Annotated in this window: 24 protein-coding genes; 13 read left to right on the top strand and 11 right to left on the bottom strand. The window is 67.2% G+C overall.

The annotated features are described in order from the left end of the window. Positions 1 to 21 precede the first annotated feature (21 nt). On the bottom strand, positions 22 to 870 hold the full coding sequence (locus G6N18_RS21325) for a TatD family hydrolase (RefSeq protein WP_083004572.1): 849 nt from the start codon (positions 868 to 870) through the stop codon (positions 22 to 24). 24 nt (positions 871 to 894) lie between these two features. Here G6N18_RS21325 and metG point away from each other — a divergent pair, with 24 nt between their 5' ends. The 7 genes from metG to G6N18_RS21290 all read left to right on the top strand — a co-directional run bounded on the left by metG (position 895) and on the right by G6N18_RS21290 (position 9,446). Next, entirely contained in the window at positions 895 to 2,442 is a 1,548-nt protein-coding gene (metG, locus tag G6N18_RS21320) for a methionine--tRNA ligase (protein ID WP_083004477.1), read from the top strand. Between the two features lie 8 nt (positions 2,443 to 2,450). Next, positions 2,451 to 3,800, top strand: a complete 1,350-nt coding sequence (gdhA, locus tag G6N18_RS21315; protein ID WP_083004575.1) for an NADP-specific glutamate dehydrogenase — start codon at positions 2,451 to 2,453, stop codon at positions 3,798 to 3,800. Between the two features lie 64 nt (positions 3,801 to 3,864). Then, a complete protein-coding gene (locus tag G6N18_RS21310; protein ID WP_083004480.1) occupies positions 3,865 to 5,073 on the top strand; it encodes an NAD(P)/FAD-dependent oxidoreductase in 1,209 nt (402 codons plus the stop codon). Then, positions 5,070 to 5,972, top strand: coding sequence for an RNA polymerase sigma-70 factor (locus G6N18_RS21305; protein ID WP_067220970.1), 903 nt, complete (start codon positions 5,070 to 5,072; stop codon positions 5,970 to 5,972). The genes G6N18_RS21310 and G6N18_RS21305 overlap by 4 nt, the downstream gene beginning before the upstream one ends. A gap of 106 nt (positions 5,973 to 6,078) precedes the next feature. Next, positions 6,079 to 7,254, top strand: coding sequence for an NAD(P)/FAD-dependent oxidoreductase (locus tag G6N18_RS21300; RefSeq protein WP_083004484.1), 1,176 nt, complete (start codon positions 6,079 to 6,081; stop codon positions 7,252 to 7,254). Beyond that, a complete protein-coding gene (locus G6N18_RS21295; protein ID WP_083004488.1) occupies positions 7,251 to 8,153 on the top strand; it encodes an RNA polymerase sigma-70 factor in 903 nt (300 codons plus the stop codon). Before G6N18_RS21300 ends, G6N18_RS21295 begins: the two co-directional genes overlap by 4 nt. A gap of 12 nt (positions 8,154 to 8,165) precedes the next feature. Next, on the top strand, positions 8,166 to 9,446 hold the full coding sequence (locus G6N18_RS21290; protein ID WP_067220961.1) for an aminodeoxychorismate synthase component I: 1,281 nt from the start codon (positions 8,166 to 8,168) through the stop codon (positions 9,444 to 9,446). Here G6N18_RS21290 and rsmI read toward each other — a convergent pair. Continuing rightward, positions 9,402 to 10,238: a 16S rRNA (cytidine(1402)-2'-O)-methyltransferase gene (rsmI, locus tag G6N18_RS21285; RefSeq protein WP_067220959.1), complete on the bottom strand. Its 837-nt coding sequence runs from the start codon at positions 10,236 to 10,238 to the stop codon at positions 9,402 to 9,404. The two genes, G6N18_RS21290 and rsmI, sit on opposite strands and share 45 nt — an antisense overlap. Before the next feature lie 24 nt (positions 10,239 to 10,262). Between rsmI and G6N18_RS21280 the strand changes: the two genes are divergently transcribed. Next, positions 10,263 to 11,804 carry a dolichyl-phosphate-mannose--protein mannosyltransferase gene (locus G6N18_RS21280; protein WP_067220956.1) on the top strand — a complete coding sequence of 514 codons (1,542 nt, stop codon included), beginning with the start codon at positions 10,263 to 10,265 and terminating at the stop codon, positions 11,802 to 11,804. A 144-nt stretch (positions 11,805 to 11,948) separates the two neighbouring features. Further along, positions 11,949 to 12,773 (top strand): hypothetical protein, encoded by an 825-nt coding sequence (locus tag G6N18_RS21275; RefSeq protein WP_067220953.1) that lies wholly within the window; start codon positions 11,949 to 11,951, stop codon positions 12,771 to 12,773. Here the strand turns inward: G6N18_RS21275 and arcA are convergent. After that, positions 12,770 to 13,981 carry an arginine deiminase gene (arcA, locus tag G6N18_RS21270; RefSeq protein ID WP_067220952.1) on the bottom strand — a complete coding sequence of 404 codons (1,212 nt, stop codon included), beginning with the start codon at positions 13,979 to 13,981 and terminating at the stop codon, positions 12,770 to 12,772. The two genes, G6N18_RS21275 and arcA, sit on opposite strands and share 4 nt — an antisense overlap. A 37-nt stretch (positions 13,982 to 14,018) precedes the next feature. Between arcA and soxR the strand changes: the two genes are divergently transcribed. Both soxR and G6N18_RS21260 read left to right on the top strand, forming a co-directional pair. After that, positions 14,019 to 14,453, top strand: coding sequence for a redox-sensitive transcriptional activator SoxR (gene soxR / locus G6N18_RS21265; protein WP_067220949.1), 435 nt, complete (start codon positions 14,019 to 14,021; stop codon positions 14,451 to 14,453). Positions 14,454 to 14,488: 35 nt separating this feature from the next. Further along, positions 14,489 to 15,085: an alpha-ketoglutarate-dependent dioxygenase AlkB gene (locus G6N18_RS21260; protein WP_067220947.1), complete on the top strand. Its 597-nt coding sequence runs from the start codon at positions 14,489 to 14,491 to the stop codon at positions 15,083 to 15,085. Here G6N18_RS21260 and G6N18_RS21255 read toward each other — a convergent pair. The 3 genes from G6N18_RS21255 to G6N18_RS21245 are packed head-to-tail and all read right to left on the bottom strand — an operon-like array spanning position 15,082 to position 18,168. Further along, entirely contained in the window at positions 15,082 to 15,744 is a 663-nt protein-coding gene (locus G6N18_RS21255) for a DUF5642 family protein (protein WP_083004491.1), read from the bottom strand. The two genes, G6N18_RS21260 and G6N18_RS21255, sit on opposite strands and share 4 nt — an antisense overlap. Positions 15,745 to 15,773: 29 nt before the next feature. Further along, positions 15,774 to 16,415, bottom strand: a complete 642-nt coding sequence (locus G6N18_RS21250; protein WP_165606466.1) for a DUF5642 family protein — start codon at positions 16,413 to 16,415, stop codon at positions 15,774 to 15,776. A gap of 28 nt (positions 16,416 to 16,443) precedes the next feature. Continuing rightward, complete coding sequence (locus G6N18_RS21245; protein ID WP_083004579.1) at positions 16,444 to 18,168, bottom strand: PE-PPE domain-containing protein; 1,725 nt, start codon at positions 18,166 to 18,168, stop codon at positions 16,444 to 16,446. A 210-nt stretch (positions 18,169 to 18,378) separates the two neighbouring features. On the opposite strand from G6N18_RS21245, the gene G6N18_RS21240 reads away from it, so the two are divergent. Continuing rightward, entirely contained in the window at positions 18,379 to 19,074 is a 696-nt protein-coding gene (locus G6N18_RS21240; RefSeq protein WP_083004494.1) for an envelope biogenesis lipoprotein LpqN, read from the top strand. A 1-nt stretch (position 19,075) separates the two neighbouring features. Here G6N18_RS21240 and G6N18_RS21235 read toward each other — a convergent pair whose 3' ends face one another. Together G6N18_RS21235 and G6N18_RS21230 are read right to left on the bottom strand one after the other, a co-directional pair. Continuing rightward, a complete protein-coding gene (locus tag G6N18_RS21235) occupies positions 19,076 to 19,906 on the bottom strand; it encodes a shikimate 5-dehydrogenase (RefSeq protein ID WP_179962332.1) in 831 nt (276 codons plus the stop codon). Continuing rightward, on the bottom strand, positions 19,906 to 20,904 hold the full coding sequence (locus G6N18_RS21230; RefSeq protein WP_083004501.1) for an acetyltransferase Pat: 999 nt from the start codon (positions 20,902 to 20,904) through the stop codon (positions 19,906 to 19,908). Before G6N18_RS21230 ends, G6N18_RS21235 begins: the two co-directional genes overlap by 1 nt. Before the next feature lie 234 nt (positions 20,905 to 21,138). Between G6N18_RS21230 and G6N18_RS21225 the strand changes: the two genes are divergently transcribed. After that, a complete protein-coding gene (locus G6N18_RS21225; RefSeq protein ID WP_083004505.1) occupies positions 21,139 to 21,759 on the top strand; it encodes a superoxide dismutase in 621 nt (206 codons plus the stop codon). A gap of 141 nt (positions 21,760 to 21,900) precedes the next feature. Here the strand turns inward: G6N18_RS21225 and G6N18_RS21220 are convergent, their stop codons facing one another. From G6N18_RS21220 to G6N18_RS21210, 3 genes are all read right to left on the bottom strand, one after another. Further along, complete coding sequence (locus G6N18_RS21220) at positions 21,901 to 22,605, bottom strand: DUF1326 domain-containing protein (RefSeq protein ID WP_083004508.1); 705 nt, start codon at positions 22,603 to 22,605, stop codon at positions 21,901 to 21,903. Positions 22,606 to 22,703: 98 nt separating this feature from the next. After that, on the bottom strand, positions 22,704 to 23,954 hold the full coding sequence (locus tag G6N18_RS21215; protein ID WP_083004582.1) for an MDR family MFS transporter: 1,251 nt from the start codon (positions 23,952 to 23,954) through the stop codon (positions 22,704 to 22,706). Further along, the gene (locus tag G6N18_RS21210) at positions 23,951 to 25,060 is read right to left on the bottom strand and encodes a PLP-dependent cysteine synthase family protein (protein ID WP_083004512.1); all 1,110 of its coding nucleotides are present in this window, start codon (positions 25,058 to 25,060) and stop codon (positions 23,951 to 23,953) included. Before G6N18_RS21210 ends, G6N18_RS21215 begins: the two co-directional genes overlap by 4 nt. Positions 25,061 to 25,100 lie beyond the last annotated feature (40 nt).

Here is a 25,100-nt window from a genome sequence, read left to right as displayed (position 1 = left end):
CGGTAACGGAGAGCCCTGGCGTCAGCAACTCGCAAGGCCGTAGGTGTGCGCGGCGGTCGTGGTTGTTTCCTGCGCAACTACCTCTGCCGGCTTGTCGATGATCTCGGCGAGCGCCCGCACAGTGTAGGGCAGGCAATACGGCTCGTTGGGCGCGCCTCGATACGGGTGCGGGGTGAGGTACGGCGCGTCGGTCTCGACGAGTAGTTGCCCGGGCGGGATCAGCGCCGCCGCTTGCTGCAGCGCCTTGGCGTTCTTGAAGCTGACGGTGCCCGAAAGGCTCAGCACCCAGCCCTGGTCCACACACGTCCGTGCCATCTCCGGGCCTGATGAGAAGCAGTGGAAGATCACCGTGTCGGGGGCGCCCTCGGCGGCCAGCACGTCGAGCACCTGTGCGTCGGCGTCGCGGTTGTGGATCATCAGCGGTTTGCCGGTGCGCTTGGCGAGGTCGATGTGCCAGGCGAACGCATCGCGCTGGGTCGCCGGGTCGGCGCACCCGTCGAGCTTGCCCGGCCAGTACAGGTCCAGGCCGGTCTCTCCGACCGCGACGACGCGGGGATGGCCGGCGAGTCGCTCGATGACGGCCATGGCGTCCTCGGTGAGCGCGCCGGCCCGTGTCGGGTGCAGGGCGACCGCGGCGTAGACGCGTGCGTCGGCCTCGGCGGCCTCGGTGACCCACCGCGCGGACTCGAGGTCGTCGGCGATCGTGACGACGGCCTGCACGCCGACCGCGGCGGCGCGGTCGACGATCTCGGTGACGCTGGCCGCGTCCGTGGCGCCGCACGCATCGAGATGGGTGTGCGCGTCGATCAGCGGGCTCAGCGGCGCCGGGGCTGGCGGCTGCTCCCTTGCGCCTGGACGCTTCTCACTCACCGCCACACCATAAGCTGAGGCCAAATGAGCGAGCCTTTCTACATCACCACGGCGATCGCCTACCCGAACGGCGATCCGCACGTCGGACACGCCTACGAGTACATCGCCACCGACGCGATCGCCCGGTTCAAGCGGCTGGACGGGTTCGACGTGCGATACCTGACCGGCACCGACGTGCACGGGTTGAAGATGGCCGAGGCCGCGCAGGCGCTGGGCGTGCCGACGGCCGAGCTGGCGCGGCAGAACTCCGATGTGTTCGAGCGCCTGCAGCGCAAGCTCAACATCTCGTTCGACCGGTTCATCCGCACCTCCGATGCCGATCATCACGAGGCGTCCAACGAGATCTGGCGACGGATGAACGACGCCGGCGACATCTACCTCGACTCGTACCGCGGTTGGTACTCCGTGCGGGACGAGCGGTTCTTCACCGAAGCCGAGACCAGCGTCGGCGCCGACGGTGTGCGGGTGGCGACCGAAACCGGCGCTCCGGTGACGTGGACCGAGGAGCAGACGTACTTCTTCCGGCTGTCGGCCTACACCGACAAGCTGCTCGCGCACTACCGGGCGCATCCGGAGTTCATCGAGCCCGAGGTGCGGCGCAACGAGATCGTCAGCTTCGTCTCCGGCGGGCTGCGCGACCTGTCGATCTCCCGGACGACGTTCGACTGGGGCGTGCCGGTGCCCGATCATCCCGATCACGTCATGTACGTGTGGGTGGACGCATTGACGAATTACCTGACGGGCGTTGGCTTTCCGGATACCTCGTCGGAGGCGTTCGGCCGGTACTGGCCCGCCGATCTGCACATGATCGGCAAGGACATCATCCGGTTCCACGCCGTCTACTGGCCGGCGTTCCTGATGTCGGCCGGAATCGCGTTGCCGCGCAGGGTGTTCGCGCATGGCTTCGTGCTCAACCGTGGCGAGAAGATGAGCAAGTCGGTGGGCAACATCATCGATCCGGTCAACCTCGTCGACACGTTCGGGCTCGATCAGGTGCGCTACTTCTTCCTGCGCGAGGTGCCGTTCGGCCAGGACGGCAGCTACAGCGAAGAGGCGATCATCGGACGCATCAACGCCGACCTCGCCAACGAGTTGGGCAACCTGGCGCAGCGTTCGTTGTCGATGGTGGCCAAGAACCTCGACGGGATCGTCCCGCAGCCAGGCGATTTCACGCCCGAGGACACCGCGCTGCTGGAGTCGGCCGACTCGTTGCTGGACCGGGTGCGCGGCCACTACGACGCCGTCGCTATGCACCTGGCGCTGGAGGCCGTCTGGTCCGTGCTGGGCTCGGCGAACAAGTACTTCTCGGCCCAAGAGCCGTGGGTGCTGCGCAAGTCCGAGTCCTCAGACGACCAGAGACGGTTCGGCACTGTGCTGTACACGACGCTGGAGGTCGTGCGGATCGCGGCGCTGCTGGTACAGCCGGTGATGCCCGACTCGGCGGCCAAACTGCTCGACCTGCTCGGTCAGGATCCCGACGAACGGTCCTTCGCCGCCGTCGGTACCCGATTGAAGCCAGGCACTGCCCTGCCGGCACCGACCGGCGTGTTTCCCCGCTACCAGGCTGAGTGATTCGAAAAGTGAACGGACTACACGAGAAACTGCACGACCTCTACGAAGAGGTCGCACGACGCAACGCCGGCGAGACGGAGTTCCACCAGTCCGTGTTCGAGGTGCTCACCAGCCTCGGACCGGTGGTGGAGAAGCATCCGGAATATGTCGACTCCGAGGTGATCCGCCGGTTGTGCGAACCAGAACGCCAAATCATCTTCCGGGTGCCCTGGGTCGACGATCGCGGCACGGTTCAGATCAACCGCGGCTTCCGCGTCGAGTTCAACTCCGCGCTGGGCCCGTTCAAGGGCGGTCTGCGTTTTCACCCGTCGGTTTACCTCGGCATCGTCAAATTCCTCGGCTTCGAACAGATCTTCAAGAACTCGCTGACCGGCATGCCGATCGGCGGCGGCAAGGGCGGCGCGGATTTCGACCCCAAGGGCCGCACCGACGACGAGGTGATGCGGTTCTGCCAGTCGTTCATGACCGAGCTGTACCGGCATCTGGGCGAGTACACCGACGTACCCGCCGGCGACGCCGGCGTGGGTATGCGTGAAATCGGTTACCTGTTCGGGCAGTACAAGCGGATCACCAACCGCTACGAGTCCGGCACGCTCACCGGAAAGGGGTTGACCTGGGGCGGTTCCCAGGTCCGCACCGAGGCCACCGGATACGGCACCGTGTTCTTCGTCAACGAGATCCTCAAGGCCAACAACGACAGCTTCGAGGGCAAGCACGCGGTGGTGTCCGGCTCGGGCAACGTCGCGATCTATGCGATCGAGAAGATCCAGGAACTCGGCGGCATCGTGGTCGCATGTTCGGACTCGAGCGGCTATGTCGTCGACGAGAAGGGGATCGACCTCGAGATCCTCAAGGAGATCAAGGAAGTGCGGCGCGGCCGGGTGGCCGACTACGCCGAGATGCGTGGTGGCGCCGTCACGTTCGTCGAAGACCGCAACGTGTGGAACGTGCCGTGCGAAATCGCGCTGCCGTGCGCGACGCAGAACGAGATCAACGGCGACGAGGCGCTTGCGCTGATCGCCAACGGCTGCCGGATCGTCGCAGAAGGCGCGAACATGCCGTGCTCCCCCGCCGCGGTCAAGCACTTCGCGGGGGCAGGGGTGACATTCGCACCGGGTAAGGCCGCCAACGCGGGCGGCGTCGCCACCAGCGCGTTGGAAATGCAACAGAACGCGTCGCGGGATTCTTGGACGTTCGTCGACACCGAACAGCGGCTCGAGCAGATCATGCGCCGCATCCACAACCGCTGCCTGGCCACCGCCGACGAATACGGCCAGCCCGGCAACTACGTGGCCGGGGCCAACATCGCGGGGTTCATCCGGGTGGCCGACGCGATGCTGGCGCTCGGCCTCGTCTGATCGCCCGCGGAGTGACCCACATCACGTTCTGTCACGCAGGCGCGCCGGCCGGTGTCTCAAGGGCATGACTGATCACAACGCACCCAACACACACAACATCGACACGAAGGTCGTCGTCATCGGCGGCGGCTACTCCGGAACACTGGCGGCCAACCACCTGCGAACGCGCGGGGATCTCGACATCACCCTGGTCAATCCCCGCCCGAAGTTCGTCGAGCGCATCCGGCTGCACCAGGCGGTGACCGGTGACTACGACGCGGCCGTCGACTACGGCACGCTGCTCGGCGACGGAATCCATCTGGTCGTCGACACCGCGACCCGCATCGACGCCGATGCACGCACCGTGAGCCTGGCGTCGGGCCGTGAGCTGGACTACGACTACGTCATCTACGCCGTCGGCAGCACCGCCGCCTTCCCCGCGACGGTTCCCGGCGCGGCCGAATTCGCTTACTCGGTAGCTGAATTCGAATACGCACAGCGGCTGCGTCAGCGGTTGGAGGCACTGCATCCAGACGCCCCGGTCACCGTCGTCGGCGCTGGGCTGACCGGAATCGAAACCGCCGCCGAACTCGCCGAACAGGGCCGCAGGGTCACGCTGGTCTGCGGCGGGCAACTGGGGCCGGCGCTGTCCGACCCGGGCCGCCGCTCGGTGGCCAAGGCGATGCGCAAGCTGGGCGTGACCGTCCTCGAGGCCGACGTGGTGACCGAGGTGCGCGACGGCGCGGTGGTCTTCGCCGACGGCGCCGTGCGGCCGAGCGCAGTGACGGTGTGGACGACGGGGTTCGGCGTTCCCGACCTCGCCGTCGCGAGTGGGCTGCACACTGACGAGATGGGCAGGTTGCTCACCGACGAGACGCTCACCAGCGTCGACGACGAGCGCATCGTCGCCGCGGGTGACTGCGCAGCCCCGTCGGGTGAGCCGCTGCGGATGTGCTGCGCAACGGCCTCCCAACTCGCGCCGCAGGCGGCCAACACCGTGCTGAGCCGGATCGCGGGTACCGAACCGGCGGTGTTGGAGTACGGCTTCGGGGGCAATTCGTGCACCAGCCTGGGCCGCCGGGCCGGGCTCCTGCAGTTCGGCCGTCATGACAACACGCAGATCAACGCCTTCCTCGGTGGCCGCGTCGCCGCCTCACTGAAGGAGGCGATCTGCAAGGGCACGCTGTGGGGCATTCGCCGCGAAGCCCGCAAGCCGGGTTCGGCGTACTGGTTCAAGGGCGGGCCACGGCCTTCGCAGCCGGCGGTCGCGCCGAAGGTGGTCACGGAAACGTGACCACCTCAGCAGGAGAACACGCCGAGCGGTTCACCCATCTACGTCCGCTGCTGTTCACGATCGCCTACGAGATCCTCGGCAGTGCAACGGAATCCGACGATGTGCTGCAGGACAGCTACCTGCGGTGGGCCGACGTCGACCTCGCGACCGTGCGGGACACCAAGTCCTACCTGGCGCAGCTGGTGACCCGGGAGGCACTCAACGCGCTGCGCAGCCGGGCACGTCGTCGCGAGGAGTACATCGGCCCATGGCTGCCCGAGCCGCTGCTGCTCGAGGACGCCGACCCGTCGACGGATCTGGTGCTGGCCGAATCGGTTTCGATGGCGATGCTGGTGGTGCTCGAAACGCTGACGCCCGACGAGCGCGCGGTGTTCGTGCTGCGCGAGGTGTTCGGCTTCGACTACGACGAGATCGCCGAAGCGGTCGGAAAATCCGCGGTGACGGTGCGCCAGATGGCGCACCGCGCCCGGGCCCACGTGCAGTCGAGGCGCAAGCGGTTCGGCCCCGTGGACGAACGCCGGACGGCCCAGATCACCGAGCAGTTCCTGACCGCGGCGGCCACCGGCGACATGGAGGGTCTGATGGCGCTGCTGGCACCCGGCGTGACCTGGACCGCGGACCACGGCGGCAAGGCCACGGCGATCCGCAGACCGGTGGTCGGCGCGCGGCGGGTGGCCGCGCTGATGGCCCGTCTGTTCGAGGTGGCCAGGGACATGCCGGAAATGCGGTTCCACACAGCGGTGTACAACAGCGCGCCCGCCGTCGTGATCTACACCGGCGACCACCTGGAGGGCCTGTTCGTGTTCGAGGTGACCGACGACAAGATCACCAACCTGTACGCGGTGCGCAATCCGGACAAACTGGCGGGCATCACGATCCCCCGGAAGATCAGCCGCTAGTGACGTCAGCCACATACGCGCCCGGGGCTGTCACACTTTGCGAGCGCGAGGTGTCTGGAGGTCAGACCGGCTCATCGGCGAGCTGGATGACCCGAGGAGATTCGCAATGACCGAGAACAACACCCGCGTCGTCGTCATCGGCGGCGGCTACGCCGGGGTGATGGCCGCCAACCGGCTGGCCCCGCACGCCCGCGTGACGCTGGTGAACCCGCGAGCTTCGTTCGTCGAACGGATTCGGCTGCACCAACTGGTCGCGGGCAACGACGACGCCGTCGCCGACTATTCGGCGGTGCTGTCGCCCGCCGTGCCGCTGGTGGTCGACGAGGCCGAGCGGATCGACGCGGCGACCCGCACCGTCACGTTGGCCTCCGGTGGGTCATTGGATTACGACTACCTGGTGTATGCCGTCGGCAGCACGGGCGCTATGCCCGCGTCGGTGCCGGGAGCCGCCGAATTCACCTACCCGCTGAGCGAATTGGAGCAGGCGCAACGGCTGGCCGCGCGGATGGCCGATGTCCCTCTGACGGCGCCGGTGGTCGTGGTCGGCGGTGGGCTGACCGGCATCGAGGCCGCGGCCGAGTTCGCCGAGGCCGGCCGCCCGGTCACGTTGGTGACCGACGTGCTCGGGCCGTCGCTGGCCTCCAGTGGGCGCCGGTCGGTGACCAAGCGGCTGGCCAAGCTGCGCGTGATCGTGGCCGAAGGCAGCGCGGTGGCAAGGGTTTTCGCCGATCGGGTAATGCTGGCCGACGGCCGCGAGGTGCCGAGCGCGGTCACGGTGTGGACGGCGGGCTTCGGTGTGCCGGGGCTGGCCGCGGCCAGCGGGCTGAGCACCGACGGGCTCGGTCGGTTGCTCACCGACGAGACGCTCACCAGCGTCGACGACGCCCGCATCATCGGCGCCGGGGATGCGGTGAATCCGTCGAACCTGCCGTGGCGGATGAGCTGCCAGGCCGCGCTGCCGCTCGGTGCGCAGGCCGCCAACGCCGTGCTGGCCCGGTTGGCGGGCGAGGAGCCGGGGGCGGTGAACCACGCGATGGCCGCCCAATGCATCAGCCTGGGGCGCAGGGCCGGCACATTCCAGTTCGCGGACGTCGACGACACGCCTCGGCGGTGGTACATCGGTGGCCGCAGCGGTGCGCTGCTCAAGGAGCAGGTGTGCCGCTGGACGCTGAAGTGGCTGCGCGGGGAGGCCGACAAGCCCGGCTCGTACTCTTGGAAGACCAACCCGCAACGTCAGCAGGCGTTGGCGGCCGCGCCGACCGCAGAGCCCGTGCCACGATGAGCACCGCGGGGGACGAGCACGCCGAACGGTTCACGCTGCTGCGTCCGCTGCTGTTCACGATCGCCTACGAGATCCTGGGCAGCGCAACCGAATCCGACGACGTGCTGCAGGACAGTTACCTGCGCTGGGCTGAGGTGGACCTCGCGGCGGTGCACGACACCAAGGCCTACCTCGCCCGGCTCGTCACCCGGCAGTCGCTCAACGCGCTACGAGCGCAGTCCAGAAGGCGCGAAGACTATGTCGGCCCGTGGCTGCCCGAGCCGCTGCTGCTCGAGGACGCCGACCCGTCGACGGATGTGGTGCTGGCCGAATCGGTTTCGATGGCGATGCTCGTCGTGCTGGAGACCTTGAGCCCCGATGAGCGCGCGGTGTTCGTGCTGCGTGAGGTGTTCGGCTTCAGCCACGACGAGATCGCCGCCGCCATCGACAAGTCGACGGCCGCGGTCCGCCAGATGGCGCACCGTGCCCGCGAGCACGTGCAGTCACGCCGCAAACGGTTCGAGCCCGTCGACCCGAAGCTGTCGATGGAGATCACCGCGCGCTTCTTCACAGCGGCGTCCACCGGCGACCTCGACGGCCTGCTGGAGATGCTGACCGACGACGTGCAGTGGACCGCCGACAGCGACGGTAAGGTCAGCGCGGCCCGCAGGCCCGTCGTCGGCGCCGATCGCGTCGGCCGGGTGCTGATCGGCCTGGTGAGGTCTGCCGGCGAGAGGGGCCGGGTGGAGCCTGCCTGGTACAACAACGCCCCGGCGCTCAAGCTCTACCTCGGCGACAGCTTCGAGGGCGTCATCACCATCGAGATCACCGATGGCCGCATCTCGCACTTCTACGCGATGCGCAACCCGGACAAGCTCACCGGCGTGGACATCCCGCGGGAGATCACGCGCAGCATCTGACAAGCTGAGGCCGTGCGGATCGACCTGCTCGGCGACCTGGGCGGCGCCCCGGCGGTACTGCGTGCCGTCGCATACGCCGCGGCCGAGCGTGGGTTGCCGCCGCCTGCGGCGTTGATCGGCGACTGGTTCGGCTCGGGTGCGGTCATCGCGCCGACGGTCGACGTGGCGCCCGCCGAGGCGTCGCGGGTGTTCGACGTGATGCCGGGCGGATCGGAAGATGCGGTCGGCGGTGGATGGTTCGGTTATCTGTCGTATCCGGATGCTGCGGCCGACGGACGCGGCCCGCGTGTTCCGCACGCTGCGGGCGGCTGGTCCGATTGTGTGCTGCGCCAAGACCGTGACGGACGGTGGTGGTTCGAAAGCCTCACCGATGCAGCGATTCCTGACTGGGTGGTCGACGCGGTGCGAGCGCCTGTCCAGCCGCGGCCGTTTCGCCTCGCGTGGGGCGAGGCCGACCGCGAAGCGCATCGCCGCGGGGTGTTGGCCTGCCTGGACGCGATCGCCGCCGGCGAGGTCTACCAGGCGTGTGTGTGCACACAGTTCCGCGGCCGACTCGACGCCGGAGCCGCTCCGGCGGCGACATCGAGTACAGCTTCGATCGACTTCTTCGTCGACGCCGTGCAACGCTGCTCCCCCGCGCGTGCGGCCTATGTGGCGGGAGCGTGGGGCGCGGTGGCGTCGTTGTCGCCGGAACTGTTCCTGTGCCGGCGTGGTGACCACGTCGCGTCGAGTCCGATCAAGGGGACCCTGCCACTGTCGGCAGACCCATTGGAGCTGCGCAATTCGGTCAAGGACGTCGCCGAGAACATCATGATCGTCGACCTCGTGCGCAACGACCTCGGCCGCGTCGCCGACGTCGGCACGGTGACGGTGCCCGAGCTGTTGTCGGTGCGACCCGCGCCGGGGGTGTGGCATCTGGTGTCGACTGTGTCGGCGCGGGTGGACGTCGGTGTGCCGATGTCGGCGGTGCTGGACGCCACGTTCCCGCCCGCCTCGGTGACGGGTACGCCGAAGACGCGGGCCCGTCGGCTGCTCACCGGGTGGGAACCGGTTCGCCGCGGGGTTTATTGCGGGACAGTCGGTCTGGCGTCACCCGTCGCAGGTTGTGAGTTGAACGTCGCGATCCGCACCGTCGAGTTCGACGCGTCCGGCAACGCGGTTCTGGGCGTCGGCGGGGGCATCACGGCCGACTCGGATCCCGATCGGGAGTGGGAGGAGTGCCTGCACAAGGCCGCGCCGATCACGGGGTCACGCGCGCGAGCGCAGGACCGCGTCGTAGAGCTCACGCCGTGACGGTGAGCCCGGATTGGCCGCGACCACCTCGGCACAGGCGTCCTTGACCCGGATGCCGTCGTCGACGAGTTCGTTGACCTCGGCAACCAGCGTGTCGAGGTCGGCTTTCGGGACGGCGCCGGCCAGCACGACGGTGATCTCGCCGAGGACCCCGTCGGCGGCCCAGTCGGCGAGTTCGGCCAGCGAGCCGCGGAGCACTTCCTCGTGTGTCTTGGTCAGCTCGCGGCACACCACTGCCCGTCGCGCCGGGCCGAGCACCTCGACGGCGTCCGTGAGTGTCCCCGCAAGCCGGCGCGGCGACTCGAAGAACACACAGGTCCGCTGCTCGGCCGCGAGTGTGTTCAGCCACGTTCTGCGGGCGGCCTGTTTGCGCGGCGCGAATCCCTCGAAGCAGAACCTCTCGGCCGGTAGCCCGGAGACCGCCAGCGCCGTCGTCACCGCCGACGGGCCCGGCAGGCAATGGACGGCTACCCCAGCATCTATAGACGCCGTCACCAGCCGGTAGCCGGGATCGCTGATCAACGGCATACCGGCATCGCTGACCAGCAGCACCGTCGAACCGGCCCGGACCTCATCGAGCAGGCCCGACACGCGCGAGGCTTCGTTCTGGTCATAGAGGCTCACCACTTTGGCGGTGAGCCTGACTTCGAGGGCCTTGGCCAGCGTGCGGATGCGGCGGGTGTCCTCTGCGGCGATGACGTCGGCGTCTCTCAGCGCGGCGACCAGCCGTGATGAGGCGTCGGAGGGCTGGCCAAGCGGGGTGGCGCCGATGAGCAGTCGGCCGGGGGTCATGCGGGACAGCCTACGATCGCACTCGTGACCGCCCCCGCCACCAAAGCGCCACGCGCGGTCCCCGTCATCAGCCCCGCGCCGCAGGTGCCCGTCGCCGACTTCGGTCCGGTCGACCGCATGCAGGGCTGGGTGATGACGGGCGTCATCGCCGCGCTGGCGGCGGTGACGCGGTTCCTCAACCTCGGGTCGCCAACCGACGCCGGTACGCCGATCTTCGACGAGAAGCACTACGCCCCGCAGGCGTGGCAGATGCTGCACAACCACGGCGTCGAGGACAACCCCGGCTACGGCCTGGTCGTACATCCGCCGGTCGGCAAGCAGTTGATCGCGATCGGCGAGGCGCTGTTCGGTTACAACGGGTTGGGCTGGCGGTTCTCCGGCGCCGTCTGCGGCGTGATCATGGTCGTGCTGGTGGCGCGCACCGCGCGACGCATCAGCCGGTCGACGTTGGTCGGCGGCATCGCGGGGCTGCTGGTGGTCGCCGACGGGGTCAGCTTCGTCGCCTCGCGCACCGCGCTGCTCGACGGCTTTCTGGTGATGTTCGTGGTGGCCGCGTTCGGCTGCCTGATCGTCGACCGGGACCAGGTGCGGGAGCGCATGCACGTCGCGCTGCTGGAGGGTCGCATCGGCGAAACGCTGTGGGGACCGCGGCTCGGCGTGCGGTGGTGGCGGTTCGGCGCCGGCGTGCTGCTCGGGTTGGCTTGTGCCACAAAGTGGTCCGGGCTCTACTTCGTCGCGTTCTTCGGCGTCATGACGATGGTGTTCGACATCGTGGCGCGGCGGCAGTACCGCGTGCCGCGACCGTGGCTGGGGGCGTTCCGGCGCGATCTGGGGCCGTCGCTGTACGCGCTGGTGTTCATCCCGTTCGTCGTCTACCTGGCGTCCTACACACCGTGGTTCGCGTCGGAGACGGCAGTGAACCGCCACGAGGTCGGGCAGTCGATCGGCGAGGACAGCGTGTTGCCGATTCCGGATGCACTGCGCTCGCTGTGGCATTACACGTACGCCGCATACGAGTTCCATGCCGGGCTCACCAACGCCGACGGGAACCACCACCCGTGGGAGTCCAAGCCGTGGACGTGGCCGATGTCTCTGCGCCCGGTGCTGTATGCGATCGACAACCAGGACGTCCCGGGGTGTGGCGCGCAGTCGTGCGTGAAGGCGGTGATGCTGGTCGGCACACCCGCGATGTGGTTCCTCGCGGTGCCGGTGCTGGCCTGGGCGGTTTGGCGGGCGTTCGTCAGGCGGGACTGGCGGTACGCGGTTGCGCTCGTCGGCTACGGCGCCGGTTTCCTGCCGTGGTTCGCCGACATCGACCGCCAGATGTACTTCTTCTATGCGGCGACGATGGCGCCGTTCATGGTGATGATGATCGCGTTGATCCTCGGCGACATCCTGCACAAGCCGAACCAGAACGCCGAGCGCCGGACGCTCGGGCTGATCGCGGTGAGCTGTTATGTCGCATTGGTGCTGACGAACTTCGCGTGGATGTATCCGATCCTGACGGGCATCCCGATCTCGCAATCGACTTGGAACATGCAGATCTGGCTGCCTAGCTGGCGCTAGCCGCCGCTGCGCTCCGGCGAGCACCTCGCGTTCGGAGGCTAGCGACGAGATTGCACTGACGGTTGTTCATCGCCGACCGCGACCCTGTGTGCAATCTCGACGCTAGCACCGCCACTTGTCAGTCCTACCGGACAGCATGATGGCGTGGACGACGTGTTCGTCGGCAGCGCCGCATTGGCCAGCGGCACGCTGACCCGTGGACAACTGCGGTGGAACTACCGCGCCATGTTCCCGGATGTGTACATCAGCAAGGCCGCCTCGCCGCAGTTGGCGCAACGTACGGTCGGGGCCTATCTGTGGTCAAAACGGCAGTCCGTAATCGCAGGCATCGCGGCGGCCGCCCTGCACGGCGCGCGTGTCGATGACCAGTTGATGGATGTCGAATTGATCTGGCGCAGTGGCCGATCGCCGCAGGGGATCACGGTCCGTAACGAAAGTATCGACGCCGACGAGATGACCCAGATCGCCGGTATGCCCGTGACTGCCGTCGAGCGGACCGCTCTCGACCTCGGGCGTCATTTACCCCCACTCCGAGCTGTGGTCGTCCTCGACGCATTGGCCCGGACAACGCGGGTCGCGGCTTCCGATGTAGGGCCGCTCTTTGATCGCTATCGCGGTACTCGGGGGTTGAAGCGTTCGATGGAAGCGTTGGCTCTGATGGACGGCGGATCCCTGTCACCACAAGAGACGTCGCCCCGGCTGGCCATGATCGCTGCGGGACTTCCACCGCCGAAGACGGATTTCACGATCAACGACGGGAACGACAGTCTGCGCATCGCGATGGGGTACGACCCACCAAAGGTCGGCGTGGTGTTCGGTGTCGACGACCCAGGCGTGGCGGCACAAATGGGTTGGAAAGTCATCGATGGGAGCAACGCTGCCGCGTTGACCACCGCGGTACTCGCCCGCATGGCGGTAATCGAGCGTGGGTATCCGCTGTGGAGGTTGCAGCAGCTGGCGCGAGCCTAGAGCGGGTCGCGGCCCGCTGGACACGACATGCATCGCGGGCCGCCGCGGCCGGTACCGAGCTCGAACGCCTCGATTGGCAGCACCTCGATCCCCGCATCGGCAAGGCGGGCATTGGTTTCGACGTTGCGCTCGTAGGCGACCACCACTCCCGGGGCCAACGCGAGCGTGTTGTTGCCGTCGTCCCACTGCTCGCGTTCGGCCGTCACCGGATCGAGGCCCGTCGCGATGACTCGCAGCCTCTCGATACCCATCACCGCCGCGGCGGCATCCACGAACGGCACCTCGTCGTCGATGCGCACACCACCGCTGCCGTCGCGGTGAATCGTGAACGCCGACAGAGAGTCCACCACCGGTGGGTACATCACCACCGCGTCGACGTCGACCATCGTGCAGACCGTGTCGAGATGCATCTGCGCGCGCCCCTGCGCGATGGGCACCGCCAGCACCGTGTGGGCGAGATCGTCATCGAACAGGCTGCGCGCCAACGCCTCAGCGCCCGCGGGCGTGGTCCGCTCACCCACCCCGACCGCGACGACACCCGGTGCGAGCAGCAGCACGTCACCGCCCTCGACGGGCGCCGACCGCGACTCGTAGGCCCGCCGCACGCCGAGGAACCGCGGATGATGCGCGTAGATCACATCGGTCAGCGACGTCTCCCGCACCCGGGCCGGCAGTGCCAGCGAGGTGATCGCCACCCGCGGACCGATCCAGAACGACGAGTCGCGGGTGAACAACAGGTTCGGCAACGGCTCGATGACGAAGTCGGCACCGTGGTGCATCCGGCGCACCAGCGACAACTCGGCCCCCGACAGGGGCAACTCGTTGAACGTCATGCCAGCCATCAGCACGCGGCCCAGCGGCGCCGGCTCCAGCGCCCGTAGATACTCCGAAAGTTCCTGCGCCAGAGGCAGACCCAACCGCCGCGGATCGACCGCCGCTGCGATGCCGTGCATTCTTGCCGCACCACTGTGCGACAGTGCCTCGGTCAGGAGGTCCGCGAGCAGCAGCACCTCCACCCCGCGGTCGGCCAACAGCGCGGCGAACGCGTCGTGCTCCTGCTGGGCCCGGGCCACCCAGGGCAGTCCATCGAACAGCAGCGCGTCGTTGTTGCGGGGCGTCAACCGCTGCAGTTCGGCCCCGGGCCGGTGCAGGATGACCGCGCGCAGTCGCCCGACCTCGGAGTCGCAGCCCAGCGTCACATCTAGCACCGTAACCCGCGCAGTCACCTCAACTATGGTTGATGTTATGGAGTTTATTCACGAGCTGACTCCCGGCGAGATGTCGGCTCGCAGCGGTGTTGCAGTCTCGGCACTGCACTTCTACGAGCGCGAAGGTCTCATCCACAGCCGGCGCACGGCCGGCAACCAGCGCCGCTACGCCCGGGAGACGTTGCGCAGGGTCGCGTTCATCCGGATGTCGCAACGGCTCGGCATTCCGCTGTCGCGCATCCGCGAAGCGCTGGCCAGCCTGCCCACCGACCGGGTGCCGACGAGCAAGGACTGGGCGAAGCTGTCGGCCGGCTGGCGGCAGGATCTCGATGAGCGCATCCTTCATCTGCAGCGCCTACGGGACAACCTGGCCGGCTGCATCGGCTGCGGCTGCCTGAGCCTGAAGACCTGCGCGCTCACCAACCCCGGAGACATGCTGGCCAATCAGGGCCCGGGCGCGGTGCGGCTCTGACCCGGGTCGAACGCTTGTGCGATAGAATCGCGGTCATGGAGCTGGCTCTGCAGAGCTCGCTGTTCGAGCACGCCGAACGCCGCCATCTGGGCAACGGCGCCTGGATTGACTACCGGTCCGGCTGGCTCGACGATGCCGACGCACTCTTCGCCGAACTGCACGATGGCATCCCCTGGCGCGCCGAGCGACGACCGATGTACGACCGCGTGGTCGACGTGCCCCGGCTGGTCAGCTTCCACAACCTCGTCGACGAGGAACCGCCGCATCCGCGCCTCAAGCATCTCCGCCGTCGGCTCAACGATGCCTATGCCGGTGAACTCGGCGAACCGTTCACCACCGCCGGGCTGTGCCTGTACCGCGACGGCGACGACAGCGTCGCGTGGCACGGCGACACCATCGGGCGCAGCAGCACCGAGGACACCATGGTCGCGATCGTCGGGCTCGGTGCAACAAGGACTTTCGCGCTGCGGCCACGTGGCGGCGGCAAGTCGTTACGCCTGCAGCACCACCATGGCGACCTGCTGGTGATGGGCGGCTCGTGTCAACGCACCTGGGAGCACGCCATTCCGAAGACGGCGCGACCCGTCGGCCCGCGGATCAGCATCCAATTCCGTCCGCACGACGTGCGCTAAGACCTGACCGCCTTCACCGCGGCGACCAGCAGGTCGCGGGCGCGTTGGGTGTCGACCTTCGCAACGGGCTTGTCGGGCAGCACCAACGGGTTCGCGGTGACGATCACCAGGAACGAACCGAAGCTGGCCAGGTAGTTGTAGAGCTCACCGGTGCGGGGCTTGCCGTCGGCGGTCGTCTGCAGTACGCGGTGGGTTCCCAACGTCTGGACACCTTCGATCTGCGGCGCCTCGACGACCTCGACCAGGCCGCGCAGTGCAGCGCCGGCGAAGCCGACCTTGCGGCAGTTGTCGGTCGGCGCATTGACCGAAGCAGCCTCCGACGTCTCGACCGCGATCGCGATGAACCGGTTACCGTCGCCCTCGGCCGTCGTTGCCGCCATGTTGCCCCTGGCGCCTTCGGGCACCATCTGCTGACTTGCGAATGAAGCGCAGTCGGGCGGTTCGAATTTCATACCCGGCGGCAGCGCTTGCCGGCCGAGCAGCCGCGGGTCGATACCGGTCGGCCCGACGTCGGTGACCGTGAAGCCGGGTCCGAAACTGGCCCGCACGTCCTTGACGCGAGCGATGTCGGCGTGCGACAGATCGTCGGCCGATTGGCCGGTCGCACACGCGGTGAGCAGGCCGGCGCACGCAAACACCAGCATCGGGCTCTTCGACATCGCCGCACAGGCTACCCGGGAATAGGGCCTCAACCCCGTAACGCGGACACCGTTTCCCTCATCAGGGTGGCGGCGAATGCCGAGCCGAGTTGCGGGTGCGGTGAACCGGGGTCGGTGACGACCGTGACGAATGCGACGTGGTCACCGAGGTATGCGGTGACAGTGTTGGCGTGCGAACGAGTTTCGGTGCCGCCTTCGACGACGGTCGTGCTCGCCGTGCCCAACGCGACCGTCGGCGCGTCGTCGATGACCGGCGCGGGCCCGAGCGTGACGCTTCCCGTGGTGCGCCCGCCAGCGACGGTGAAGCGCCCGCATTCGTCGATCGTCCCCGGATCGAGAGGTGCCGCGGCGTCTGCGACGACGGAGTAGACGATGCCTCCCGGGCCCGATGCGGACCAGCCGCTGGAGCTCGCGGCGTCGGCGGCGGGGTCGACCAGCACAGCGCACGTCGGCGGATCAGTGCTCCACTGCGCGCCGTACCCCCACGCGGTGATCGGTCCGATCGGGCCCTCGAGATCGGCGACCTCGTACCCGGCGGGAAGCGCACTTCGGGCGCGCTCGATTCGGGCCGGGTTGATCTTCTGCGGTTCCTCCGCCGACGGCGCCGAGTCCTGGGACGGTTCAGGCGGCCCGCCGCACGCGGCCGCGCAGATCGTCAGGACCGCGACCACGGCGATGCTGCAACCGCTGATCGCCCGGTTAGGCGGCGGCCTCCCCTTCGGACCCGTCGGCCGCGTCCTCGCCGGGATCCTTGTCCGTTTCGGAGGTTGGAGTGCCGTCGGCGTCGGCCTGCTCACCGGGCTCGTCGCCCGCCTTGTTCTGTGAATCGAACTCGATGGGCCCGCGCACCTTCGGATCGTCGGGTTTGGTGCCCACCACTGGCTTTTCCGTCTTGAGGAGGTCGTCCTGCGCTTCCTCGTCGCCGGTTTGATCAACGACCTCTTCCTCATCGACTGGGGTCTCGTCCTCGTCGAGTGTCGTCTTCTCTTCGAGCCTATCGAGGGGCTTCTCCTCGATCGTGTCGACGGGCTTCTCGACGATGTCGAGCGGCTTGTCGCCCGTCACATCCTGACCGAGCGCGTCTGGCGCGGGTTCGAACTCGTCGACGGGCGTTTGGCGATTGTCGCTGACCGATTCATCGACTTCGTCGTCGCCCGCAGCTGACCACGACATCGACACCCGCATGTCGCTCTCCTCGGGGGCCGACGGCAGGTCAGGGCCGCCGACACCGAATGGGCTGCTGGTCGGCTGAGTGCCGAGCGGGCGGAACGTCGGATCTCCCGCGATCTCGGCGAGCGCGTCATCGATACCAGTCGGAATCGCCGCCACGAGGTTGAGCGCCGTCTGGATCGGATTCCGGAAGGGCAGCAGGCCGACTTTAGTTGCGACGCCGGGGCTGACGTCACGCGCGTAGGCTCCCTCGATCAGCACGCGAAGCGGCGCGTCCAGAAGCGTCAGGACCGGCGACGGCGCCAGACCCTCGAACGGCATCAAGATCGGCAGCCGCTTCGTCGGGTAGAGGTAGTAGTCGGTGTCGCCTTGGCTGCCCTGGTAGAGCGCATCATCGAACTCCGCGTTCTGCAGATCGCCGTGGAGGTAGTAGTAGCCGGCGACGCCGTTGAGGATGGCCAGCACATTGGTGAGGCTGGCGGGCGCGTCACCGCCGAGGCCGTCGTACTGCGCCGCGACGTCGACCGTCGGCATACAGGGACCGCCAGCCTGCGCGCAGGTGTTCGTCGGGGTCGCGCCGTGGAAGGTCACACCGAGGATCGGAATCGTCAGTCCTTCCGGTCCTCGCGCCAGGATGCCGCCGTTGGGGCGCATCGGATTGGCCAGCAGGAAGAACGACGTCTCCCCCGGGTTCTCCCCAGCCCTCGGCGTGGTGATCAACCCGCGCTTCACCAGAGACGCGACCACGGCGCTCTGCGAATAGCCGAAGATGACGTAATCCTCATCCGCAGGAGGCTCCGGAAGCGTCGGCGGCGGCGTCGGCAGATTCGGGTCGACGCTGTAACTGGCGTCCTCGTTGTAGACACAGGACGCCGCCCCGCGAACACACCCGTCGAGGCTGAGCACACCCTCGCCGACGGAGGCGTCGAAGGTCTTGCTGCCGAACACCGGGAAGAACTGAGCGGGATAGACGACGGCATAGACGTTGCGGTCGACGTCGTCGATCGGCGGGTGCCCGGGACCGGTGGGCGTGCCCGCTGCCGGGTTGATGAAGAGGGTGACGGCGTCGTCCAAGTATTCGCTGATGAATGCCGGATCATCCGGCGGGGAGCTCAACGGGTGCTCTGTTCCGCCCATGATCAGCGCGCTCGCCGCCAACTGCACCGCGGTTGCGGCCGTCCATGCGACGGCCAGGACGACCGCCGCGAGCACAGCCAGACACATTGCACCCAGCGAACGCAGCGCTGTCTTCATTCGCGCACCATCCGACGACATCGCGCGTTCCCCTTCCGGCACCACGGCCGTCGCCCCCACACAGTCTGCACACAGCTAACCATCTCCGACCGCCTCAGCAAAGTCTTTCCGGACGTTTGCCGGCGGGAAGCGGCCGTCGGATGGGGTTTTCCTGCAAGCGACGGATGGCACCCGTAGGCTACGGCGCAGATCAAACCGTTGGAGGAGCAGATGAGCAGTTCGATGCGGGCCGGGATCATCGCGGTTGCGGCCGTCGCACTCGGCCTTGGCCTGGCCGGGTGTGGATCGGACACCACGAGCGAGCCCGCGGCGCCCTCGGAGAAAACCAGCACATCGGCTGCCAGCAACCCCGCCCCGCCGCCCGCGGCGGCTAAGGCCACCGGTTCGAACTACACGATCGTCGACTACATCCGGGACAACGAGATCGTTGAGACACCGGTCAAACGCGGCGATCCCGGTGCGCCGACCATCGACCTGCCGTTTCCGCCCGGCTGGAGTGATGCTGGACCGCGCGCACCGGAATGGGCTTACGGCGCAATCGTTTCCGACGACCCCGCGATGGCTCAGGACCCCCCAACCGTCATCGCGCTGGTGTCGAAGCTGACCGGCAACGTCGATCCGGCGAAGGTCCTCGAGTTCGCGCCCGGCGAGATCCAGAACCTGCCCGGTTACGAAGGGGCCGAGGAAGGCTCGCCGTCCGAACTCTCCGGCTTCGACGCCGTGCAGATCGGAGGCACCTACACCAAGGACGGCGTCTTGCGGGCGATCGCTCAGAAGACGGTCGTGATACCCGGCCAGGACGGGCTGTTCGTCCTACAACTCAACGCCGACGGCCGCGAGGACCAGATGGGTGCGCTGATGGACGCCACGGCGGTCATCGACGAGCAGACCACCATCACGCCCTGACTCAGGCGCGCGACACCGCGGAGGCGGCCAGGATCTGTTCGTCGGTCGGCCGTATGCCGGTGTAGCGCTCGAACTGCTCGGCCGCCTGCAGCGCGATCACCTCCGCGCCGGTGATCACCGCGACCCCCGCTATTCGCGCCGCCTTGATGAGTGGTGTCTCGGAGGGCATGGCGACCACATCGAAGACGTTGTGCGCCTTGGCAATCGTCGCGTCGTCGAAGGGCTTCTCGCTCGCCTCTGGCGCGCCGGCCATCCCGACCGGCGTGACGTTGACGAGTACGTCGGCGCCACGCGAGCCGACGTCGGCTACGTAGTCGAAGCCCAAGCGGTCGGCCAGCGAACGACCGGTCTCGGCATTTCTCGCCACGATCGTGCCGTGGTCGAATCCGAGGTCGCGGAACGCGGCGCCGACCGCACTGGCCATCCCGCCGCTGCCGTGAATGAGCACCGACTGTGAGGGAGCAAGTCTGTTCTCGGCGATAAGACGTTGCACCGCAAGGTAGTCGGTGTTCGATGCGGTGAGCCTGCCGCCGGGCACGGACAGGTCGTTGACGATCGTGTTGACGGCGTGGATCGACCGCGCCGATTGTTCCACCTCGTCGACGAGTGCCAGCACGTCTTGTTTGAACGGCATCGACACCGAACAACCGCGGATACCGAGCGCCCGCACTCCCCCGATCGCCGCAGCGATATCCGTTGTGGTGCAGGCTTTGTAGATGAAGTCGAGACCGAGAAGGTCGTACAGGTAGTTGTGGAACCGGGTACCGATGTTGGTCGGTCGGCCCGACAGTGAGATGCACAGTCGAGTGTCCTTCGACAACGGCACGCGCATCAGCCGACCGCCCGCACGACCTGAGACGCCGCATCGCGGATCTGTTTGGTCAGCTCAGCTGTGAACGGCGGATCGGGCGGGCGCGGTACCCCGATGGTGGTGGTGACCACGCCGAGGTCGTCGCGTTGCCAGCGCGCACCGGAGCGGGCGAGGATTCTGCGCATGGGAAAGTTGTCGGAGAGCACACGTGCGGTGAAGCGTTGCACGCCATGGTAATCCGCAACGATCGCGAGCGCCCCCATGAGGAAGGTTCCGACGCCCTTGTTCTGATAGGCATCGGCGACGGTGAACGCGACCTCCGCGACGGCGAGATCCTTCTCGTCACGCACGAAGCGCGCGTCCGCCACGACCGGACCGTCGGGACCGTCGGTCATCACCCAGACGAAGTGGTGGTCATAGTCGACCTCGAACAGAAAGCGCATCAGCGACTTGCTCGGAATACGGACCGTCTGGAAGCGGCGATAGAGCGTCTCGCTGGAGAATTCGACGGGACCTCTGGAGGTGCGTTCGTTGTCGCCGGGCAACACCGGACGCAGCCACAACTCGGTGTCGTCCCGTAGCCGGATCGGGATGGGGTTGACGTAGGCGGCCAGGCGCTGTCGTGCGGTGCTCAGCAGCCGGTCGAGCATGCCCGGGATCTCGAGCAGCGTCGCGAACGCTTCGCGTCCCCCCACCCATCCGCGTACGGGTTGGGTGGCGATGACGGTCGCGGTGCGCGCGGTGTCACGCAGCAGCGCGATCTCGCCGACGATCATCCCGGCCGTGAGCTTGGCGACGGTGTCGTGCCCGTCGACTCCGATGTGCGTGACCTCTGCCTCGCCGGAGCCGATCAACAGGAAGGACACCGCGAGTTCGCCTTGATGCATGAGCACCTGCCCCGAAGCGGCGTCGAGCGGACTCAGTTGGGCCGCCAGCGGAACCAGAGCCTCGGCCCGATAGCCACTGAAAACTTCCAACGCGGTGAGTTCATCGGCGCGGACGCCGGTCGGGCCGGCCACGGTCTGAGGTTACGGGCTGATCGTCGCGTCGGGCAAGGAAAGGCACCGGTCGGCGGAAGTGGTGCGGGCCGGCCGTGGTACTTCGCCACCCGCCGGAAGACAAGTCGCCACATGATGTGCTGCATCGATGTCGTCCACGGCCGCCCGCGGGACACAGATTACCACAACATCTGTTCAGGTAGACAGGTATAGATTGCCGCCATAGGCTAGGACTGCGATCAGAAAGGAAGCCCAATGGCCGAGTACACCCTGCCTGACCTCGACTACGACTACGGCGCCCTGGAGCCGCATATCTCGGGGCAGATCAACGAGATTCACCACAGCAAGCACCACGCAACCTACGTGAAGGGGCTCAACGACGCGATCGCCAAACTCGAGGAAGCGCGCGCCAACGGCGACCATGCGGCGATCTTCCTCAACGAGAAGAACCTCGCATTTCACCTCGGCGGGCACGTCAACCACACGATCTGGTGGAAGAACCTCTCGCCGAACGGCGGCGACAAGCCGACCGGCGATCTGGGTGCCGCGATCGACGACCAGTTTGGGTCGTTCGACAAGTTCCAGGCCCAGTTCGCGGCCGCGGCCAACGGGTTGCAGGGCTCGGGGTGGGCGGTGCTCGGCTACGACACCTTGGGTCAGCGGCTGCTCACATTCCAGCTCTACGACCAGCAGGCCAACGTGCCGCTGGGCATCATCCCGTTGCTGCAGGTCGACATGTGGGAGCACGCGTACTACTTGCAGTACAAGAACGTGAAGGCCGACTACGTCAAGGCGTTCTGGAACGTCGTGAACTGGGAGGACGTGCAGAACCGCTTCGCCGCGGCCACAAGCAAGGCGCAGGGGTTGATTTTCTAAGCGCGTTCCGCCGGTTCGGCTTTGGCGCCTGACTGGTTCAGGCAGTGCTGTCGCGAGCGTGTTCATCGTCGCGATGAACGGTCTGCGACTGCTGAGCGAGCGCGCGTGGCGCAAAGCCGCCGACACCGCGCCCTGAGGCGGTCAGGCGCAGCAACATGACGACTCAGTCACCGATTCCCGTTCGCCGGATTCCGGATCCGGTCGCCAGTCGAACGGAAAGTACTTGCTCGAGGCGCCGACGTGGTCGTGGGACCACTCGAAGCCGGTGGCGTGGTCACGCTTGACCACGCCCCACGTCGCGACCTGGCCCGGCCCGACCTCGGCGCCCGGTGCGTTGACGGTGGTGACCCGTCGGCCGGGGTCGGACGTCGGTCCGGTGAGCGCGTCGACCTGGAGATCGAGCTTGCCGGGGATCGACGCCCGCCAGTAGTCGAGATCTTCTGCGGCATCGAAGCTGATGGGCGCGTATTCGATGCCGCGCAAATCCTCGATGAGACTGGCGAATTCGGCGGGCCAGCCGCCTTCGTGCCCGGTGAAGATCCGTTCGAGGGCCCGTCGCTGATCGGCGTCACCGCTGGCGTCGATATAGAACATCAATCTCATCTTGGCGTTCGGATCGCCGACCCACATGTTGCCCGTGAACTCCCCGAGTGCCGCTACCGACAGACCGGCCAGATCGACATCGCCGTAGTGGCCCTCGCGCACATGCCAAACAAGGGTGAACAGGCAGTCGCCGTGCGTCGGCTCTTGGGCAAAGCTGCAGGGGCACGGCAATTTACAGCTGCAGACGTCGAACCAGTCGCCGCGCAACTCCCACTCGACCGCCATAGGTGTACTGGTGCTCATGTCGCCTCCTTTATACCCCGGGGGGGTACCGGGATATGCTGACGCTATCACCGCTCGGCGCGCCGAACAAGTACCCCTAGGGGGTATCTATCGTCTCATCAGATCCGAGCTTCCGCGAGCCTCGGCCCCAGGCGGCCGGTCCGGTCGAGCCGGTACAGTGCGGCGGCGGCCAATACACCAACCAGGCCAAGGGCCAACCAGATCAACTCCGGTACGCCCGCATCGACGGCTCTCTGCATGAGAGTTCCCGCCGCGAGGTTCCCCAAGAGGATTCCGACGCCGACGACGGTGTTGTAGAACCCGTAATGCGTACCGATCAGGCGATCACCGGCCAGCGATACGACGGTATCCATCTCGAACGGGAAGACCGCCGCCGAACCGATCGCCAGCACCGCCGCACCGACCAGGAGAGCGGCCACCGCCGCGTGGGAACCGGCTCGGCTGCTATCGGGAAACACCGCCATCGGCGCGAACGACACAGTGAGGATGAGCATTCCGATCACCAGGGATTGTCCCGGGCCCCATCGCTTGGCGAACCAGCGGGTGATTCGGAGTTGACCGGCCACCGCCACCAATCCGGAGACCACGAATATCGCCGCGACGATCGCATGCTCTGCGTCTGGCAACAACTCCTTGGCGTGCAACGGAAGCGCGAGGTACACCTGGAACGACAGCACGTAGGAACCGATCATCGCGGCCGCGAACAGCAAGAAGGATCGATTCGACAGCACGGTTCGCCAGTCGTCGAGTATGGACGTTCGCTCTTGCGGCGGTGTGGCGGTGCGCTGGGGCAGGGCGAGCAGTTGTGCCAACGTCAGCAGTGCGAACACCGTCGCAGCGACGGCTGCGGCGATGCGGAAGTCCAGCACCATCAGCGCCAGGCCGACGAGCGGACCAGCCAGGATTCCCGCCTGATAGAAGATGTTGAACATCGCGAATGCTTCCACGCGTCGCTCGCCCGCGTCCGCGGCGAGGTACGCCCGAACCGCGGGGTTGAACAGTGCTCCTGCGAATCCTGTTGCTGCCGAGGCGATCAGCACCGCAGGCAGCGAGTCGGCGACGACGAGCAGCCCGAATCCCGCGGTGCGCAGCAGACACCCGGCGACGATCAACGGCTTGTATCCGATACGGTCGGCCAGCGTCCCGCCGACGATGAACATGCCCTGCTGGGAGAAGTTGCGCACGCCCAGTACCAGTCCGACGGCCCAGGCGGCCAGGCCCAGTGGACCGGCCAAGTAGCCCGCCAGATACGGCATCAACATGTAGAAGCCGAGATTGATACCGAACTGGTTGATCATCAGTAGTCGGCTCGGCCACCCGAACTTGCGGAACTCGGCGAGGGCGCTCATCGGAGCGCCCCTACCGGGTCCACCACCGTCGGGCATCGTGTCCACGACGACACCACACGCTGATCGGGATGATCGATGGCCGCTGGCCGGCCGGGTGGCGTGGCATCAAGAAGTCCGTTCTCGCGGCAGAAGTCGTCGTTGTAGATGGTGTCGAAGTATCGTTGCGGTCCGTCGGGGAAGATCGCGGCGATGGTCACGCCGGCCGGGTAGCGGTGCGCCGCCCAACCGGCGACCAGTGCAACCGCGCCCACACTCCATCCGCCGCTGGCATAGTGCGTCGCCGCGAGGGTACGACATGCCCATACGGCCTCGGCGGGAGCGACCCAGTGCACCTCGTTGAAGGCGCCGTAGTCGACGTTTCCCGGATAGATGCTCGAGCCGAGACCACGCATCAAACGCGGGCTGGCCGGTTGACCGAAGATGGTGGAGCCCACAGTGTCGACACCGATCAACTCCATCGCCGGGTTGAACTCGCGTAATACCCGAGCAACGCCCGCCGAGTGGCCACCTGTGCCCACCGAACAGACCAATACGTCCACGTTGCCGAGCTGCGCCTGCAACTCCAGAGCGAGGCCGCGATATGCGTCGACGTTGTCAGGATTGTTGTATTGATCCGGATACCATGCCGTTTCGTCGGCGGCCAGTATCTGCTTGACCCGTTCCCGCCGGGCCTGCTGCCAGCCGCCCTCGGGATGTGGTTCGGTCACCAGATCGACGTTCGAGCCGTATGCGGTGAGCATTCGCTGGATGATGGGTTCCATGCCCGGATCCGTCACGAGGGTGACCGGGTGGCCATACACGGTGCCGGCCAGCGCAAGTCCCAAACCCAGAGTGCCGCTGGTTGACTCGACAATCCGCCCGCCCGGCTTGAGCGCACCGGCCTGGCGGGCCTGCTGGACCATGTGCATGGCAGGGCGGTCTTTCATGCCGCCCGGATTGAGGCCCTCGAGCTTGGCCCAAAAGCCGCGGTCGGACGCTGTGAACGGCGCCCCGATGCGTAGCACGGGCGTGTGGCCGACCATTGTCCCGAGCCGATCGTAGCGGCCGAGGCAGCGCTGCCGAGGGGTGTGTAATACCAGGTTGCGAAGAGATAGTGAATGATTCATGACAAGTGCATCGCTTCTGTGTCAGGCCGCGGCGGATCGG

This window comes from Mycolicibacterium celeriflavum (assembly GCF_010731795.1).
Taxonomy (GTDB): Bacteria; Actinomycetota; Actinomycetes; order Mycobacteriales; family Mycobacteriaceae; genus Mycobacterium; species Mycobacterium celeriflavum.
Note: the sequence above shows the minus strand (reverse complement) of the source record. Positions and strands in the feature narration are given on the sequence as shown.

Coding starts and splice junctions, on each gene's coding strand:
- metG (WP_083004477.1), top strand. CDS start 895: ATGAGCGAGCCTTTCTACATCACCACGGCGATCGCCTACCCGAACGGC.
- G6N18_RS21310 (WP_083004480.1), top strand. CDS start 3,865: ATGACTGATCACAACGCACCCAACACACACAACATCGACACGAAGGTC.
- G6N18_RS21300 (WP_083004484.1), top strand. CDS start 6,079: ATGACCGAGAACAACACCCGCGTCGTCGTCATCGGCGGCGGCTACGCC.
- G6N18_RS21295 (WP_083004488.1), top strand. CDS start 7,251: ATGAGCACCGCGGGGGACGAGCACGCCGAACGGTTCACGCTGCTGCGT.
- rsmI (WP_067220959.1), bottom strand. CDS start 10,238: ATGACCCCCGGCCGACTGCTCATCGGCGCCACCCCGCTTGGCCAGCCC.
- soxR (WP_067220949.1), top strand. CDS start 14,019: ATGGAGTTTATTCACGAGCTGACTCCCGGCGAGATGTCGGCTCGCAGC.
- G6N18_RS21260 (WP_067220947.1), top strand. CDS start 14,489: ATGGAGCTGGCTCTGCAGAGCTCGCTGTTCGAGCACGCCGAACGCCGC.
- G6N18_RS21255 (WP_083004491.1), bottom strand. CDS start 15,744: ATGTCGAAGAGCCCGATGCTGGTGTTTGCGTGCGCCGGCCTGCTCACC.
- G6N18_RS21245 (WP_083004579.1), bottom strand. CDS start 18,168: ATGAAGACAGCGCTGCGTTCGCTGGGTGCAATGTGTCTGGCTGTGCTC.
- G6N18_RS21240 (WP_083004494.1), top strand. CDS start 18,379: ATGAGCAGTTCGATGCGGGCCGGGATCATCGCGGTTGCGGCCGTCGCA.
- G6N18_RS21235 (WP_179962332.1), bottom strand. CDS start 19,906: ATGCGCGTGCCGTTGTCGAAGGACACTCGACTGTGCATCTCACTGTCG.
- G6N18_RS21225 (WP_083004505.1), top strand. CDS start 21,139: ATGGCCGAGTACACCCTGCCTGACCTCGACTACGACTACGGCGCCCTG.
- G6N18_RS21220 (WP_083004508.1), bottom strand. CDS start 22,605: ATGAGCACCAGTACACCTATGGCGGTCGAGTGGGAGTTGCGCGGCGAC.
- G6N18_RS21215 (WP_083004582.1), bottom strand. CDS start 23,954: ATGAGCGCCCTCGCCGAGTTCCGCAAGTTCGGGTGGCCGAGCCGACTA.
- G6N18_RS21210 (WP_083004512.1), bottom strand. CDS start 25,060: ATGAATCATTCACTATCTCTTCGCAACCTGGTATTACACACCCCTCGG.